This is a genomic window from Rhodococcus sp. OK611 (assembly GCF_003050885.1).
Lineage (GTDB): Bacteria > Actinomycetota > Actinomycetes > Mycobacteriales > Mycobacteriaceae > Rhodococcus_G > Rhodococcus_G oryzae.
In genome coordinates, this window is sequence record NZ_QAOZ01000022.1 from 41,052 (window position 1) to 56,056 (window position 15,005).

At 69.0% G+C, this 15,005-nt stretch carries 16 protein-coding genes and 1 tRNA gene; 10 read left to right on the plus strand and 7 right to left on the minus strand.

Annotation, left to right across the window (positions count from 1 at the left end):
* The first annotated feature begins 33 nt into the window (after positions 1–33).
* The 6 genes from C8K38_RS24190 (at position 34) to C8K38_RS24215 (ending at position 5,677) form a co-directional block, all read left to right on the plus strand.
* Complete coding sequence (locus C8K38_RS24190; protein ID WP_097213924.1) at positions 34–852, plus strand: LytR/AlgR family response regulator transcription factor; 819 nt, start codon at positions 34–36, stop codon at positions 850–852.
* Positions 849–1,223, plus strand: coding sequence for a hypothetical protein (locus C8K38_RS24195; protein WP_373560293.1), 375 nt, complete (start codon positions 849–851; stop codon positions 1,221–1,223). Before C8K38_RS24190 ends, C8K38_RS24195 begins: the two co-directional genes overlap by 4 nt.
* An 18-nt stretch (positions 1,224–1,241) precedes the next feature.
* Positions 1,242–3,008 (plus strand): sodium/solute symporter, encoded by a 1,767-nt coding sequence (locus C8K38_RS24200; RefSeq protein WP_097213997.1) that lies wholly within the window; start codon positions 1,242–1,244, stop codon positions 3,006–3,008.
* Positions 3,009–3,211: 203 nt separating this feature from the next.
* A complete protein-coding gene (locus C8K38_RS24205; RefSeq protein ID WP_097213925.1) occupies positions 3,212–3,574 on the plus strand; it encodes a DUF485 domain-containing protein in 363 nt (120 codons plus the stop codon).
* On the plus strand, positions 3,571–5,205 hold the full coding sequence (locus C8K38_RS24210; protein ID WP_097213926.1) for a solute symporter family protein: 1,635 nt from the start codon (positions 3,571–3,573) through the stop codon (positions 5,203–5,205). The genes C8K38_RS24205 and C8K38_RS24210 overlap by 4 nt, the downstream gene beginning before the upstream one ends.
* Before the next feature lie 31 nt (positions 5,206–5,236).
* Positions 5,237–5,677, plus strand: coding sequence for a type II toxin-antitoxin system Rv0910 family toxin (locus C8K38_RS24215; protein ID WP_097213927.1), 441 nt, complete (start codon positions 5,237–5,239; stop codon positions 5,675–5,677).
* On the opposite strand, the gene C8K38_RS24220 is transcribed toward C8K38_RS24215, so the two are convergent.
* From C8K38_RS24220 to C8K38_RS27320, 3 genes are all read right to left on the minus strand, one after another.
* Complete coding sequence (locus tag C8K38_RS24220; protein ID WP_097213928.1) at positions 5,674–6,495, minus strand: tyrosine-protein phosphatase; 822 nt, start codon at positions 6,493–6,495, stop codon at positions 5,674–5,676. The genes C8K38_RS24215 and C8K38_RS24220 overlap by 4 nt on opposite strands.
* 108 nt (positions 6,496–6,603) lie before the next feature.
* Entirely contained in the window at positions 6,604–7,500 is an 897-nt protein-coding gene (locus C8K38_RS24225) for an ABC transporter substrate-binding protein (protein WP_373560294.1), read from the minus strand.
* Between the two features lie 62 nt (positions 7,501–7,562).
* Complete coding sequence (locus tag C8K38_RS27320) at positions 7,563–8,045, minus strand: esterase-like activity of phytase family protein (RefSeq protein WP_181320865.1); 483 nt, start codon at positions 8,043–8,045, stop codon at positions 7,563–7,565.
* Between the two features lie 67 nt (positions 8,046–8,112).
* Here C8K38_RS27320 and C8K38_RS24235 point away from each other — a divergent pair, with 67 nt between their 5' ends.
* Positions 8,113–9,252 (plus strand): serine hydrolase domain-containing protein, encoded by a 1,140-nt coding sequence (locus C8K38_RS24235; protein ID WP_219912806.1) that lies wholly within the window; start codon positions 8,113–8,115, stop codon positions 9,250–9,252.
* 19 nt (positions 9,253–9,271) lie between these two features.
* On the opposite strand, the gene C8K38_RS24240 is transcribed toward C8K38_RS24235, so the two are convergent.
* Complete coding sequence (locus C8K38_RS24240) at positions 9,272–10,420, minus strand: lipase family protein (protein ID WP_373560295.1); 1,149 nt, start codon at positions 10,418–10,420, stop codon at positions 9,272–9,274.
* Between the two features lie 187 nt (positions 10,421–10,607).
* Here C8K38_RS24240 and C8K38_RS24245 point away from each other — a divergent pair, with 187 nt between their 5' ends.
* Complete coding sequence (locus tag C8K38_RS24245) at positions 10,608–11,591, plus strand: TIGR03086 family metal-binding protein (protein ID WP_097213930.1); 984 nt, start codon at positions 10,608–10,610, stop codon at positions 11,589–11,591.
* A gap of 24 nt (positions 11,592–11,615) precedes the next feature.
* On the opposite strand, the gene C8K38_RS24250 is transcribed toward C8K38_RS24245, so the two are convergent.
* Both C8K38_RS24250 and C8K38_RS24255 read right to left on the minus strand, forming a co-directional pair.
* Positions 11,616–11,691, minus strand: a tRNA-Arg gene (locus tag C8K38_RS24250).
* Between the two features lie 66 nt (positions 11,692–11,757).
* A complete protein-coding gene (locus tag C8K38_RS24255; RefSeq protein ID WP_257017798.1) occupies positions 11,758–12,153 on the minus strand; it encodes a DUF6069 family protein in 396 nt (131 codons plus the stop codon).
* A gap of 50 nt (positions 12,154–12,203) precedes the next feature.
* Here C8K38_RS24255 and C8K38_RS24260 point away from each other — a divergent pair, with 50 nt between their 5' ends.
* Complete coding sequence (locus C8K38_RS24260) at positions 12,204–13,151, plus strand: NADP-dependent oxidoreductase (protein WP_097214001.1); 948 nt, start codon at positions 12,204–12,206, stop codon at positions 13,149–13,151.
* Here the strand turns inward: C8K38_RS24260 and C8K38_RS24265 are convergent.
* Complete coding sequence (locus C8K38_RS24265; RefSeq protein WP_097213932.1) at positions 13,135–13,782, minus strand: SDR family NAD(P)-dependent oxidoreductase; 648 nt, start codon at positions 13,780–13,782, stop codon at positions 13,135–13,137. The genes C8K38_RS24260 and C8K38_RS24265 overlap by 17 nt on opposite strands.
* A 115-nt stretch (positions 13,783–13,897) precedes the next feature.
* Here C8K38_RS24265 and C8K38_RS24270 point away from each other — a divergent pair, with 115 nt between their 5' ends.
* On the plus strand, positions 13,898–14,938 hold the full coding sequence (locus tag C8K38_RS24270) for an LLM class F420-dependent oxidoreductase (RefSeq protein WP_097213933.1): 1,041 nt from the start codon (positions 13,898–13,900) through the stop codon (positions 14,936–14,938).
* The last annotated feature ends 67 nt before the right edge of the window (positions 14,939–15,005 follow it).

Sequence of the window (15,005 nt, forward strand, 5' to 3'; positions counted from 1 at the left end):
GGGGAGATTCACCCATGGCACGATGGTTCCGTTGTGACGCAGAACTCCGATGGGCCGACGATCGCCCCGCTGACCGTGCTTGCCGTCGACGATGAGCGCCCCGCCCTCGACGAGCTGGCCTATTTGCTGCGCGCCCAGGAGGCGGTCGGCGACATCCTCACCGCGAGCGACGCCACCACCGCGCTGCGAGTGATCAAGGATCGTCTCGGCAGGTCAGCGGCCATCGACGCGGTGTTCCTCGACATCAACATGCCCGGCCTCGACGGGCTGGAGCTGGCCGGGGTGCTCGCCGCGTTCGCCGACCCGCCGTCGGTGGTGTTCGTGACCGCGCACGACGATCGCGCGGTCGCGGCGTTCGACCTCGGGGCCGTCGACTACCTGCTCAAGCCGTTGCGTGAGGAACGGCTGGCGGAATCGGTCCGCAGGATCGTCGCGCTCAAACAGCAGCACGAGCGTGCGGGCGCGGGCAGGCTCGAACCGGATGCGGATGAGGTGATCCCGGTCGAACTGGGCGGCGTCACGACCCTGGTTCCCCGGTCCGCGGTGGCCTGGGTGGAGGCCGACGGCGACTACGCCAGGCTGCACACGGCGACCGGGTCGCATCTGGTGCGGATCCCGATCTCGGCCCTGGAGAGCCGCTGGGAACAGGCCGGATTCCTGCGGGTGCACCGCTCGTACCTGGTGTCGCTGCAACTGGTCACGGGGATCCGCAGCGTCGGTAACGGCACGGTGGTGTGTCTGCGGGCCGTCGGCGACGGACCGGCCGTCGAGCTGCCGGTGAGCAGGCGGCACACCAGGGAGCTCAAGGATCGGTTGGTGCGCGCGCCGCGGCAGAGCTGGACCGCCCGGTGACCGCGCCAGGGGGAGCGCCGAGGGCGAGGGAGCGGGTGGTGCTGGCCAAAAGGCACGGCGCCAGGATCGTGCGCACCCGGGTGGAGGTCCAGGAGCAGACCGAGGTCGGCGACGCGATGATCCGCGGGCTGGTCCGCGCCCAGCTGGGGCTGGCCCTGCGGCTCGCCCTGCTCGCCGCCGGGCTGCTGTCCGCGGTGCCGCTGCTGATCATCGCGTTCCCCGGGCTCGCGGAGGCGGAGGTGCTCGGGATCCGGTTGCCCTGGCTGGTCCTCGGGGTCCTGGTGTACCCGGTGCTGCTGATCGTCGGCAAGCTCTACATCGGGCGCGCGGAGCGCAACGAGCAAGAGTTCGTCGACCTGGCCGACGACTGAGCGCGGTTGGTGGCCACGGTGTCCGGAGAGCCCATCCCGGTGGCAACGGTGCTCGGCCTGCTGGCCGCGGCGGTGGTGACGGTGGCCATCGGCATCTACGGGGTCCGGCTGGCGCGCACCACCTCGGACTTCCTGGTCGCCTCCCGCAGCGTCGGTCCACGCTGGAACGCCGCCGCGATCTCCGGTGAATACCTTTCGGCGGCATCCTTTCTGGGTGTCGCCGGGTTGATCGCCAAGTACGGTGCGGACGCCCTCTGGTATCCGGTCGGTTTCACGGCGGGCTACCTGGGGTTGCTGCTGTTCGTGGCCGCGCCCCTGCGCAGATCCGGCGCCTACACGGTCCCCGACTTCGCCGAGTTCCGTTTGGGCTCAACGCGACTGCGCAAACTCGCCATGGTGGTCGTGGCGGTGATCTGCATCCTGTACATGGTCCCGCAGTTCCAGGGCGCGGGCCTGACGGTCGGCATCCTGCTGGGCATTCCCACCTGGGTCGGCGCGGTCGCGGTCGCGCTGATCGTCATCGCCAACGTGGTCGGCGGCGGGATGCGCTCGATCACCTTCGTGCAGGCATTCCAGTACTGGCTCAAGCTCACGGCGGTCGCGGTGCCCGCCCTGGTGCTCGCGGTGCACTTCCTCGGTGAGGAGCACGATCTCGGTGCACCCGCGCCGCCCACCGTGGGGGAGCGCACCACGGTGGAGATCACCACCGATGTCGTCGTCCAGGTGTCGGGGCCGATCGCCGCAGGCGTCGACGGAACCCTCGACGGCGCGGACGTGGACGGCATCGTCACCCTGGGGTCGGGTGAACACGAACTGGGCGCGGGCACCGCGCTGGTCCTCGAGGCGGGCTCGCCGGTGCCGGTGGTCGCGGGTGCCCCCGCCACGGACGCCGACTGGCTCGAGCCCGGTTCGGGGCTCGGCGGCGAGCACCCGCTCTTCCAGGTGTATTCGCTGATGATCGGGATCTTCCTCGGCACGGTGGGGCTGCCGCACGTGCTGGTCCGCTTCTACACCAACCCGGACGGCCGGACGGCCAGGAGGACCTCGCTGGCGGTGATCGGGCTGCTCGGCGTGTTCTACCTGTTCCCGACCCTGCTCGGGGTGTTCGCGAGGTTGTGGGTGCCGCAGCTGCTCATCACCGGCACCTCGGATGCGGCGGTGTTGTTGCTGCCCGGGTCGGTCTTGTCCGGTCCCGGCGGCCAGTTGCTGGCCGCACTCGTCGCGGCCGGGGCGATCGCCGCGTTCCTGTCGACCTCCTCGGGGCTGCTGGTCAGCGTCGCGGGCGTGCTGAGCACCGATGTGTTGCGCGGCCGGGTCCGCGACTTCCGGGTGGCGGCGGTGCTGGCGGGCGTCGTGCCGCTGTTGCTCGCGCTCGGCATGGTGTCCGTCGACCTGTCCCGGACCGTCGGGCTGGTGTTCGCCGTCGCGGCGTCCACCCTGTGCCCGCTGCTGGTGCTGGGCATCTGGTGGCGTGGGCTGACGGCGGTCGGGGCGGCGGCAGGCATGGTCACCGGTGGCCTGGTGGCCGGGGCCGCCGCCCTGCTGACCGCGGTCGGAGGGGCGCCGGGCGGCTGGGCGGACTGGACGCATACCGGTTGGCCCGGTGCTGTTGTCGGCTATCCGGCGGCGGTGAGCGTGCCGCTGGCGTTCCTGGTCATGGTGCTCGTCAGCCGGGTCACCCGCGGCCGGGTGCCCCAGGACGTCGGCCGGACCTTCGCCCGCATGCACGCGCCGGAACGGCTCGGCGTCGGCAGGGACCGGGAAGGGGACCTCCGGTCCCTGTGAGCGGTTGACGAGTCTCTGGACTCGTCAACTGCGCACGGGCGGCGCAGCCGCCGTTCGTCGTGTGGTGACGACCGTCCGGCGCGAGATCCGACGGTTCGGCGTGTGACCGTCGCCACAGGCTGTCTCTGTGACCTGTGTCTCATTAACGTCTGTGACCTGCCGGTCCTCACGGGATCTGGCCACCACTGACCGAGGAGTCCGCAGTGACCACAGCCGACCTGATCCCGGAGAGGTCGCCCGAGCGGCCGACCCCGGACGCGCAGGCCTTCATCGACATGCAGGCCAGTCCCGAGTTCCAGGAGTTGCGGAGCAGGCTGCGGCGCTTCGTCTTCCCGATGACCGCGTTCTTCCTGACCTGGTACGCGACCTACGTGCTGCTGGCCACCTACGCGACCGACTTTATGGCAACCAAGGTGATCGGCAACGTCAATCTCGGTGTCATCCTCGGGCTCGGCCAGTTCGTGTCGACCTTCGTCATCACCGCGCTCTATGTGAGGTTCGCGAACCGCGAGCTCGATCCCCGCGCCACCGCGATCCGCGAAGAGCTGGAAGGACCGGCCAAGTGACCACTCTGGCAGCGGGTACGGCCTCGGTCGGCAACCCGGCACTGAACATCGCGATCTTCGTGGCGTTCGTCGTGATCACCATGACCATCGTGATCCGCGCGAGCCGCACCACCAAGAAGGCGTCCGACTTCTACACCGGCGGCGCCCAGTTCTCCGGCCCGCAGAACGGCTTCGCCATCGCGGGCGACTACCTGTCCGCCGCCTCCTTCCTCGGTATCGCGGGGGCCATCGCCGTCTACGGCTACGACGGGTTCCTCTACTCGGTGGGATTCCTGGTCGCCTGGCTGGTGGCACTGCTGCTGGTCGCCGAATTGCTCCGCAACACCGGCAGATTCACGATGGCCGACGTGCTCAGCTTCCGGCTGCGGGAGCGCCCGGTCCGGATGGCCGCCGCGCTGTCCACGCTGGTGGTCTCGCTGTTCTACCTGCTCGCCCAGATGGCGGGCGCGGGCGGACTCGTGGCCCTGCTGCTGAACATCAACGGCAAGGTCGGCCAGGCCGTCGTCGTGGCGGTGGTCGGGGTGCTGATGATCGTCTACGTGCTCATCGGTGGCATGAAGGGCACCACCTACGTGCAGATGGTCAAGGCCGTGCTGCTCATCCTGGGCGCCGGGATCATGTTCGTGCTGGTGCTCTTCGCGGTGAAGGGCAACTTCTCGCAGCTGCTCGCGGACGCGCAGACGATGGTCAACGGCTCCGCCAACGAGGCGGTCGCGGGCCGCGACATCCTGGCGCCCGGCGCGAAGTACGGCATCAGCTCCATGTCGCGGCTGGACTTCATCTCCCTCGGCATCGCGCTGGTGCTCGGCACCGCAGGACTGCCGCATGTGCTGATGCGCTTCTACACCGTGCCCACCTCGAAGGAGGCCCGTCGGTCGGTGACCTGGGCGATCGGCCTGATCGGGGCGTTCTACCTGTTCACCCTGGTGCTCGGATACGGCGCCGCCCGGATGGTCGGGCCCGACAAGATCCTCGCGGCGCCGGGCAAGGAGAACTCCGCCGCGCCGCTGCTCGCGTTCGAACTCGGCGGCACCATCTTCCTCGCGGTCATCTCGGCGGTGGCCTTCGCGACCATCCTCGCCGTCGTGGCCGGCCTGGCGATCACCGCCTCGGCCTCCTTCGCCCACGACATCTACGCCAGTGTCATCAAGCGGGGCAAGGCTTCCGAGGAGCAGCAGGTCCGGGTCTCGAGGATCACCGTGGTGGTCATCGGAATGGTCTCGATCGTCCTCGGCATCCTCGCCATGGGGCAGAACATCGCCTTCTTGGTCGCGCTCGCCTTCGCCGTCGCGGCCTCCGCGAACTTGCCGACGCTGCTGTACTCGCTGTTCTGGAAGAAGTTCAACACCACCGGTGCACTGTGGAGCATCTACGGCGGCCTGATCAGCTGCCTCGTGCTGATCGTGTTCTCGCCCGCGGTGTCCGGCAAGGCCTCGTCGATGTTCCCGAGCGCCGACTTCGACTTCTTCCCGCTGGCGAACCCCGGCATCGTCTCCATCCCGCTCGCCTTCGTGCTCGGCATCGTCGGCACCCACGTCGGCCGGGCCAAGCAGGAGAACGCGGCCAAGCAGGCCGAGATGGAGGTCCGCTCCCTGACCGGGGTGGGCGTCGAGAAGGCCGTCGCCCACTAGCAGACCGTTGACTGTTCGCTACGATTCGTCAATGGCGAAGCTGAAGGTGTCGATCGATGTGCCGTTGTCCCCGCAGGAAGCGTGGGAGAAGGCAAGCGCTCTGGAGGAATTCGAGAAGTGGCTCTCGATTCACGACGGGTGGCGCTCGGAGATCCCCGAGCAGCTGACGGCCGGGACCACCGCCGAGTCGGTGGTCTCGGTCAAGGGGATGCGGAATCGGATCAAGTGGGTCATCAAGGAGTACAACCCGCCCAAGACCCTGCTCCTGAAGGGCGACGGCAAGGGCGGCGTCAAGGTGAACCTCACGCTCTCGGTGACGCCAAAGGGTGACGGCGCCGAGGTCGGTCTGAACATCGACCTCGGCGGGGCGCCGCTGTTCGGCCCGATCGGGTCCGGCGTCGCCCGCGCCCTCAAGGGCGACATCGAGGGCTCGCTGCGCACGTTCGTCACCCTCTACGCCCAGGTCGACTAGACCAGGAGCTTGGCCCGCAACGTGTTCACCGTGTGCTGATCCAGTCGGAGCCCGTCGCGCACGTAGCGGTCGAAGCTGCCGTACAGCCGGTTGACCTGATCGAACGCGGCGTCGAGCCAGGACTGCTCGACGGCGTCGCTGCGGCCGAGGAAGGTGTTGCTGGCCAGGAAGTCCGCGTTCACCGTCGCGCGGGGGACGCCGAGGATGGTCAGCAGGACGGCGGTCGCCCATCCGGTACGGTCCTTGCCCGCGCTGCAGTGGTAGACGACCGCGCCGCTCTGTTGCTGCGCGATCGCGGTGAGAAGGTCGCGGAACGCGACGTCGGAGCCCTGGAAGCTGACCATGAACGGGTAGCCGATGCTCTGGCCGATATCGGAGGAACCCTTGACGGCCGCGTCGATGATGGCCCGCCCCAGGGTGATCGGCACGAATTCGTGGAACCCGAGCCCGTTGTTCAGGCTCACCACATCCGCGACCTTGTACTCGACGCCTGCGGGCAGCCGGTCCGGTTCGTCCTTGCGCTCCACGGCGTTGCGCAGGTCCACGTCGAGGGTGACGTTCGCCGCGGTGAGCTTCGCCTGGTCGGAGTCGGTGAGCTTGCTCAGCCTGTTCGACCGGTACACCAGGTCCTCGCGCACCCGGCGGCCGTCGGCGGTCAGGTAGCCGCCGATGTCCCGGAAGTTCTTGGCGCCCTCGAGCTGGACGTCGGGGGCGGCGGGCTGGGCCGAGGCGGCCGCCGGGACCAGCAGGCCGGGCGTGAGCGCGACCGTCGCCGCCAGCAGTGAACCGATCAACCGTGCCCGAACTCCGCGTGTCATCGCCGTTCGCCCCCTCGTGATTGTGCACCCGGTCGTCCCGCCGGGATCCGAGGGGAGGCTACGACAGATCGACGACCGGCACCGGCGTTCGATCGGAATCCGCCTGCGTCAGCTCAGGACCGGGACCCCGGCCGTGTCGGTCAGCCAGGTCTGGGCGAGCCGGTCGAGCGTGCCGTCGGCGTAGAGCGCGTCGACCGCCGCGGAGGCGCATGCCGTCATCGGGCTGTTCTTCTCGAGCACCAGGCCGAAGAACTCGGTGACCGTGTTCGGCCGCGGGAACTGGCCGATCAGTGTGCTGTTCGGCAGGTCGGTTGCGGTGATCTGGAATCCGGTCGAGATGTCGACGACCAGGGCGTCGATCGTGCCGGCCGCCAGTGCGGCCTTCGCCTCGTCGTTGGTGGCGAACTCGACGGGCGGCTGGGACGGCCGGATCGTCCCGGTGATCGAGGCCAGGCTGGTGGAGCCGCTCTGTGCGCCGAGCCGGAAGGGGGCGAGCCCGTCGAGGGAATCGATCGCCGCGGCCGGGGTGCCCCCCATCGCGACGATGGACTGTGCCACCGCGTAGTACGGCGACGAGAAGTCGACGGCGTCGCGCCGGTCGCCCACGATGGTGACCTGGTTGATGTCGAAATCGAAGTTCTTCTCACCGGGCGCGATCGCGTCGCCCCATGGCACCCGGATGAACTCGACCTGATCCGGTCGGTACCCGAGCTTCTCGGACACCGAGCGGGCCACCGCGCCCTCGAAGCCCTTGCCGTTCGACGGGTCGTTGCCGACGATCCAGGGCTCGTAGGCCGGTGAATCGGTGGCGATGGTGAGGGCGCCGTCGGTCACGGTGGCACCGCTGCCCGGGCCGCAGTTGCCGACCGCCGTGGTGGTGGGCAGCTTGGTGTACGCCTCGGGAATCGACGTCGGCCCCGACTCGGACTCGGCCCCGGCGGAACACCCGCCGAGGATCAGCGCGGACACCGCGGCGAGTGCGACGAGGACGGGGCGATGGCCGATTCTGGACACCCGGTCATAGTGCCCAGGATCAGGGACCAAGAGCAATAGGAACGGTCGGTATGTCAGCGGCCGACGGTCAGCAGGTGGAACGTGGTCTTTCCCGCGATGCCGAAGTTGTCGTCGGCCACGTGACGTTCTCGGGCACCGTGGATGCTGGTCCGATACAGCTTCCCCGAGAATCCACCTGCCGCCGAGACGTTGTGCTCCACGGTGAGATAGTCGGAGTCGTCAATCGCCAGGATCTCGCCGATCCCGTTCGCCGACGACACGGGAGTGAACGCCTCGCCGGGCGCGAGGCGTACCGGGTCGACCTCGTAGACGAACTCGCCGAGGTCGGCGCCGGTGGCCGGGTCCAGGCGCAGGACGCGGGACGCGCTGCCCACCTGATCCGAGATGGCCGGGCCGTCCTGGGCCAGGGCGTTCTCGCTCGCAGCGGTGACGGTGGTGCCCGCGCGGTCGACGGTCATGGCCTCGAAGCCGGGCAGGCCGATGCGAGCGGATTGCGGATCCGAAGTCGGAAACGGCGCTCGCGGTAGTGCCAGCACCACCCGAGATTCGGGTGGTGGCTGCCTGATCACAGACGGCCATTCTTCGTAGCTTGATGGTGTGAAGGTGAAACTTGCGGTGCTGGTGGCGGCGATGGTGACGGCGACGTCCTGCGGTGTGGACGATGCGCCCGAAGTGCGGGAAGTGGGGAAGGAGCAGGTCACGGCGGCTCTGAATGATGCCGTCCAGCTGGGATATCCGGGTGCGGAGGCGGTGATCGACGACAGGGGGCACAGTTGGCGGGTCACCGCGGGTGTCGGCGATCTGGCTACCGGTGAGCCGTTCGCTGACAATGCCCGGGTCCGGATCGGCAGCAACACAAAGACATTCGTGTCGACGGTCATGTTGCAGTTGGTGGCCGAGGACAAGGCCGAACTGGACGCCCCGGTTGAGCGATATCTGCCAGGAGTGGTGCATGGGCCGGGTATCGACGGGAACCGGATCACGATCCGAAATCTGCTGCAGCACACCAGCGGGCTCCCCGAATATGCGGCGGAGTTCGGAGCGACGCCGATGCCTTGGCAAATGGAGATCCTCAGCGAACAGGCGCGGTGGCAGACCGCGGATATGGCCGCGGTCCTGCGCACCGCGCTGACCGGTCCCGCCGCATTCGAGCCCGGCGCGAAGTGGGAATACTCCAACACGAACTACGCCATCGTCGGGATGGTGATCGAGAGGATCACCGGCACTTCTGTTGGCGCGGAGATCACCCGTCGCATCCTCGAGCCACTCGGCCTCCATGACACCTACTACCCGGCATCGGACGAAACCGATATGCGCGGCCCGCATCCCATCGGCTACACCGAGGTCGGCGGCAGGCGAACCGACTACACCAGCCAGAACGTGTCCGCGGCCGGTGCGGCGGGCGCGATGGTCGCCAGCGGCGCGGACCTCAACCGCTTCTTCGCCGCCCTCCTGGACGGCAAACTGCTTCCGCCAGCCCAATTGGCCGAGATGCAAGATGTCCGGTCCATCAGCGAAAGCGGCACGATGGCATACGGTCTCGGGTTGATGCGCCTATCGATGCCCTGCGGACAGTTCTTCTGGGGCCACAGCGGAGGCATCTCCGGGTCGATCACCTATGCCGGTGTGGTTCCGGCGACCGGGCGGGCCGTAACCATCTCGCTGAACCAGGATTTCACCGATGGAGCGCGGTCTCCCGCCGCCAGTCGCGCACTCACTGCCGCGGTGTGCCCGGCGCCGTGAGCATCGCGTGCGGACCACCTCAGCAGCGCGTGGGAGCCGGCTCCCCGCGGAAGCGTGCCTCGACGTAGTTCCAGGCGTCGCCGAAGCCGGCCGCAGCGGTGGTCATGTGCTCGGCGATGTCGTACGGCACGAAGGTCAGGGGTGCTCCGGCCGCGCAATACCGGTGCGCGACATCGGCTACCGCGTCATAGGGGGTGAGCCCGTCGTACATGCCGTGCCAGATGTAGATGGGCACGGTCGGGATCGTCGGGTAGTAGCGGAGGCTGTTCTCCCGCAGGACGCCGAGTGCCTCCGGACTTCCCAACAGGCTGGTCGACGCGGCGAGCTGCTCCGCGTTGCGGAACACGCCGTGGAAGAGCAGGAATCGCCTGCACTCGTTGGTCACCCAGTCGCGGAACCACAGGCCAGTCGGGTTCAGCTGCGCCGAGACCGGCAGCCGGTCGGGATACTCGCGCTCGAGTCCCATAGCCGCGGCGAAGGCGAGGCCGAAGCCCGGATGCGGGTTGAGGCCGAGGCCCTGCACTATTTCCCAGAGGTCCGCCGGGATCCCGCCCGCGGCCACCCCGGCGAGCTTCAGCTCGGGTGCGTAAGTCGGTTGCAGCGCCGCCGCCCATGCACTCGCCATGCCGCCGCCGGAGTACCCGGCCAGCGCGACCGGGCTGTTCGCGAGACCGAGCTCGGCCACTTTCTGCACGGCACGGACGCTGTCGAGCGTGATCAGGCCGCCGAGCTTGGCGGCACCGTAGGCGCCGGTCGGCCCGATGTGGTCGGGCACCGACACCGCCCAACCGCGGTTGATCGGCAGATACATGCCGGGGGCATCGTTCAGCTCGCCGTTGAACAGCGCCCGCGAGGGGTTGCACTTGGTGCCCAGAGAATTGATGATCGCCTGGTAGGACACGAGCGGCGGATTCTTGATGCCGCGGGGCAGGAACACCGTGGTCATGCCAAGGATGGGCTTGCCGGTGGAGTTCGTCGAGCGGAACGCCACCTGCCAGCCGTCGCTGTTCGCGTACAGCGAGGCGTCGATGGGGCGGACCCGGACCACATCGCCCGGACGCAGATTCGCGAGGTCGGGAGGGGCCAGATAGAACGGGTCCGGATCGGGCGTGGGGTAGAGGGGTCCCGCCGGTGTGGCGGTCGCGGGCAGGGCCAGTCCCGCAAGCAGGTTTCCCGGGTAGACGCGTAACACGCTAACCCAAGGAGCCCGTGTGGGCAGCGCGTAGCGGCGAAAAAACCCGCCCTGATCACCTTGTCTGCCGTCCAGGTGGTAACCAGTCGGGTGGTCGGTTTCGGGGTCGATCCGGGCGCATCGGCGATATATTCATAGATGGGGGTCGCCTGGAAGGAGACCCGTGACGCAATTCGACAGGACCGTCGAGGTTGCGCTCGAGCCCGACGCGGCGTTCGAGCTGATCAGCCGTCCGGAACGGCTGCGACGATGGTTGACCGTGGCCGCGAGGGTCGATCTGCGCCAGGGCGGGCGGTACCGATGGACGGTGGTGCCCGGCCACTCCGCTTCCGGCACGTTCGAAGAGGTCGTGCCCGGTCAGCGACTCAAGCTCCGGTGGTGGTGGGAGGACAGCGACGACCTGCCGCCGGGTGGCTCGACGGTCGCGATGACCCTGACCCCACATGACGGTTCGACCGAGATCCGGTGGGTCCACGACGGCCTGACCGACGCGCAGGCGCCGAGCCATGCCGAGGTGTGGAATCACTACCTCGACCGGCTGGCCGTCGCCGCCCGCAGCGGCGACGCGGGACCAGACGACTGGGCGGTCGCCCTCGAACCGACGGACGAACTCACCTGCGCCGAAGCCACGCTCGTGGTGTTGCAGGAAGTGCTGCGCGGTCTCACCGCCGACGACATGCACCGTCGGACCCCGTGCCGCGACTTCACGGTCGCCGCGCTGGCCGAGCACCTGCTCGGGTCGATCGCGAGCCTCGGGTCGGCGGGGGGTGCGACGATGCCGGTCGCTGACGAGAACGATGATGTGGAGGTGCGGGTGGCCGACGCCGCCGCGGCGGCTACGGAAGGTTGGCACCGCCGTGGTCTCCACGGCACCGTGTCGCCTGGCTCGACCCCGATGGCCGCGACAACGGCCGTGAGCATCCTGTCGATCGAATTCCTGGTCCACGCATGGGATTTCGCGGTGGCGACGGGGCAGGGGATCGAGGTGCCCGACCAGCTCGCGAGCTATGTGCTGGGACTGGCGAACACGGCCATCGGGCCGCCGCAGCGCGAGAGTGGGGACTTCGGGGACCCGGTGCCGGTCGAGGAAGGTGCGGGGCCGCTCGAGCAGCTCATCGCGTTCACGGGTCGGCGGCAGCCGGCCTGATCGAGCGTCGCTGTCGGTCCGCTGTGGTGCCCTCGGCAGGATTCGAACCTGCGACCTACCCTTTAGGAGAGGGTTGCTCTATCCCCTGAGCTACGAGGGCATCCAACCCGCAGAGCACCTGCGGGCCGTATTGCACGGTAGGAGTGTAGCGGGTACGGGTTGATTCCTAGCCGTTCGCCCGGCCGACGACTCGGCGGTGGAGCAGTTCGAGGCTCGCCACGATCACCGCCGCCATCAGCACGTGCATCAGGATCAGGGCGGTCTTCGTGACGCCGTCGGTGTCGGCCATCGCGGCGAGCGCGATGGTGAGCAGGGGCAGCGCCGCGCCGACCACCTGGCCGAGCCTGACCACGGCGGGCCACCGCAGTGACAGCAGTGCGACCGGTCCCATGCCGATCGCGGTCGGCACCGCCGAGATCATCACGATGCTGCCTGAGGGGATCGGGTTGACGGTCCCCTTGTCGAGGACCTCCAGTGACCCGCCTGCGATCACTGCGACCAGGTAGATCGCCAGATTGCCCACCACAGCCGCCGCCGTCGCGGCGAGGACCGAATTGTTCAGGTCAAGCGGGTGTCGGGAATCACTCGCCGCGGCCGATGGTTACCGTGATCATGACCACCACCGAGTCCGTAGTTGCGAACGCGTTCGGAGGACCCGAGGTCCTCACGGTGATCGAGGAGGCGCTGCCCGATCCAGGCCCGGGGCAGGTGCTTCTCGAGTTGCGCGCGGTGGGCGTGAATCCCATCGACCACAAGCTCTACAGCGGCGCCTTCGGCGCCGACGCATCCAGGTTGCCGATCCGGCCGGGAATCGAGGCCTCGGGGGTGGTGCTCGCGGTCAGTCCGGGTGCGGCCGGCCCCACCGGCCCGGTCGCTGTCGGCGACGAGGTGATCACCTATGCGGGCGAGGGCGCCTACACCCGGCGGCTCGTGGTCGGGGCCGAGTCCGTGTACCCGCGGCCGCAGGCTCTGACCTGGGAGCAGTCCGCGGGGCTGCTGGTGACGGGCGGCACCGCGTCCGAAGCGATCGTCGTGACCGGGGTAGTGGAGGGCGAGACCCTGCTGATCCACGGGGCGGCGGGCGGCGTCGGCTCGCTGGCCGTGCAGCTGGCGGTGGCCAAGGGCGTCACGGTGATCGGAACCGCGGCGGCGGACAATCACGAATACCTGCGTGGCCTCGGGGCGATCCCGGTGACCTACGGGGACGGGCTGGAAGCACGGGTCCGCGAGCTGGCCCCGAACGGGGTCGACGCTGCCTTCGACACCGCCGGGACCGATGAGGCGGTGGACGTCTCGCTCGCGTTGGTCGTCGACCGCAAGCGCATCGTCACCATCGTCGCGTTCGGACGGGCACAGGGGGAGGGCTTCGTCGCGATCGGCGGAGGAAATCCCGACAGCGCCGGGATCCGGGAGGCCGCCTGGCCCCGGCTGATCGAGACGGCCGCGCGCGGTGACCTCGATGTCGTTGTCGCCAAGACCTTTCCGCTCACGGAGGCGGCTCGCGCGCACGCCGAGCTCCAGCGGCCGCATCCACGCGGCAAGTTCATCCTGATTCCCTAGCCCTCCGGATCGTGCGGGCCAGGATCGGGCGCGGTATGGGCTCTGCGATCCCGCCTGCCCGCACGAGCACCCGGGTGAGCGGGTCGATCGCGCCCGACACGGCCGCGGTCTCCGGGGGTTTGCGGGTGTTCTCCGCCGCGAAACCGGGGGTGTCGGTGTCCGGGGGATACAACACGGCGACCGTGACGCCCGCGGGCTCGACCTCGTAGCGCAGACAGTGCGCGAGCTGGTGCACCGCGGCCTTGGTCGGCCCGTAGCCGGAATATCCGACGACTCCGACCACCCCCGCCGTGGAACTGGTCAGCACGAGGTGGCCGCGCCCACGGGACACCATCCCGGGCAGGACCGCGCGCGCGGCGTGCACCGCGCCCAGGTAGTTCAGCCGCATCTGCGACTCGAATTCGTCGATCGGTACGTCGAGGAATCGCCCCGGCAATGCGGTCCCGGCGCAGGCCCAGGCCGCGCCGATCGGCTCGGCGGTGGCCAGGAGCTGCTCCTCGCCGCGGGCGATGACCGATACCGCCGCGCCCCTGGCCCTCGCGGCGCGGGCGACCGCGGCACCGATGCCCTGCGAGCCGCCGGTCACGATGACGTGCGAGCGCTGCCAGTCGAACCGGGATCTCTTCACCACCGCGCGATCGTAGAACTTCGGTCACAAATGCCGGTCGGTTCTGTCATTCGGTTTCGCGGCGGTACTGCGTAGGGTGCGAGGTGATATTCACATCGAATCGATTAGAGGTGTCCGGGTGCGAGTCGGAATGCAGATCACCTACAGCGGCGGGTTCGCCGAGACCGTCGCGGAGGTCGCCGACCTCGAGCGCGCCGGCCTCGACATCGCGTTCATCGCGGAGGCGTACTCCTACGACGCGGTCAGCCAGCTCGGCTTCCTCGCTGCGAGGACCTCGACGATCGAGCTGGCGTCGGGCATCTTCCAGATCTACACCCGGACGCCGTCGCTGATGGCGATGACCGCGGCCGGACTCGACTTCGTCTCCGACGGCCGGTTCGTGCTCGGTCTCGGCGCCTCCGGACCTCAGGTCATCGAGGGCTTCCACGGCGTGCCGTACACCGCCCCGCTCGGCCGGACCCGCGAGATCGTCGACATCTGCCGTCAGGTCTGGCGGCGCGAGAAGGTCCAGTACGACGGCAAGTACTACCAGATCCCGCTGCCCGCGGAGAAGGGCACCGGACTCGGCAAGCCGCTCAAGCTGATCAACCACCCCGTGCGCGATCGCATCCCGATCGTCATCGCCGCGCTCGGCCCGAAGAACGTCGCGCTGACCGCCGAGATCGCCGAGGGCTGGCAGCCGATCTTCTTCGATCCCGAGCGCGCGAACGACGTGTGGGGCGAGTCCCTCGCGCAGGGCAAGGCCAAGCGCGACCCCAGCCTTGGCGAGCTGCAGATCTACGCGGGCCCCGCGCTGGCGATCGGCGACGACGTCGACCACCTGCTGGAGTGGGTCAAGCCGAGCCTGGCGCTGTACATCGGCGGCATGGGCGCCAAGGGCAAGAACTTCTACAACGACCTGGCCTGCCGGTACGGCTACGAGGCCGAGGCCGCCACGATCCAGGAGCTGTACCTGTCCGGCAAGAAGGCGGAGGCCGTCGCGGCCGTTCCGGACGAGCTCGTGCGCGCGATCTCCCTCATCGGCCCCGCCGGCTACGTCAAGGAGCGGGTCGCGGCGTTCGCCGAGGCGGGCGTCACCACGCTGACCGTGAGCCCGCTGGCGGGCGATTCCGCCGGCCGCGTCGCGCTGATCGACCAGTTCCGCAAGCTCGTCGACTGACCGCCGAGTGTGCAGCTCCCGTCGCGGCCACTCGGGCGACGCGACGGGAGCTGCACACTCGACGCGC

Excerpts from the sequence above, each read along its gene's own strand:
- C8K38_RS24215 (WP_097213927.1), top strand. The coding sequence starts at position 5,237 with ATGGCGAAGCTGAAGGTGTCGATCGATGTGCCGTTGTCCCCGCAGGAA.
- C8K38_RS24220 (WP_097213928.1), bottom strand. The coding sequence starts at position 6,495 with ATGACACGCGGAGTTCGGGCACGGTTGATCGGTTCACTGCTGGCGGCG.
- C8K38_RS24260 (WP_097214001.1), top strand. The coding sequence starts at position 12,204 with ATGACCACCACCGAGTCCGTAGTTGCGAACGCGTTCGGAGGACCCGAG.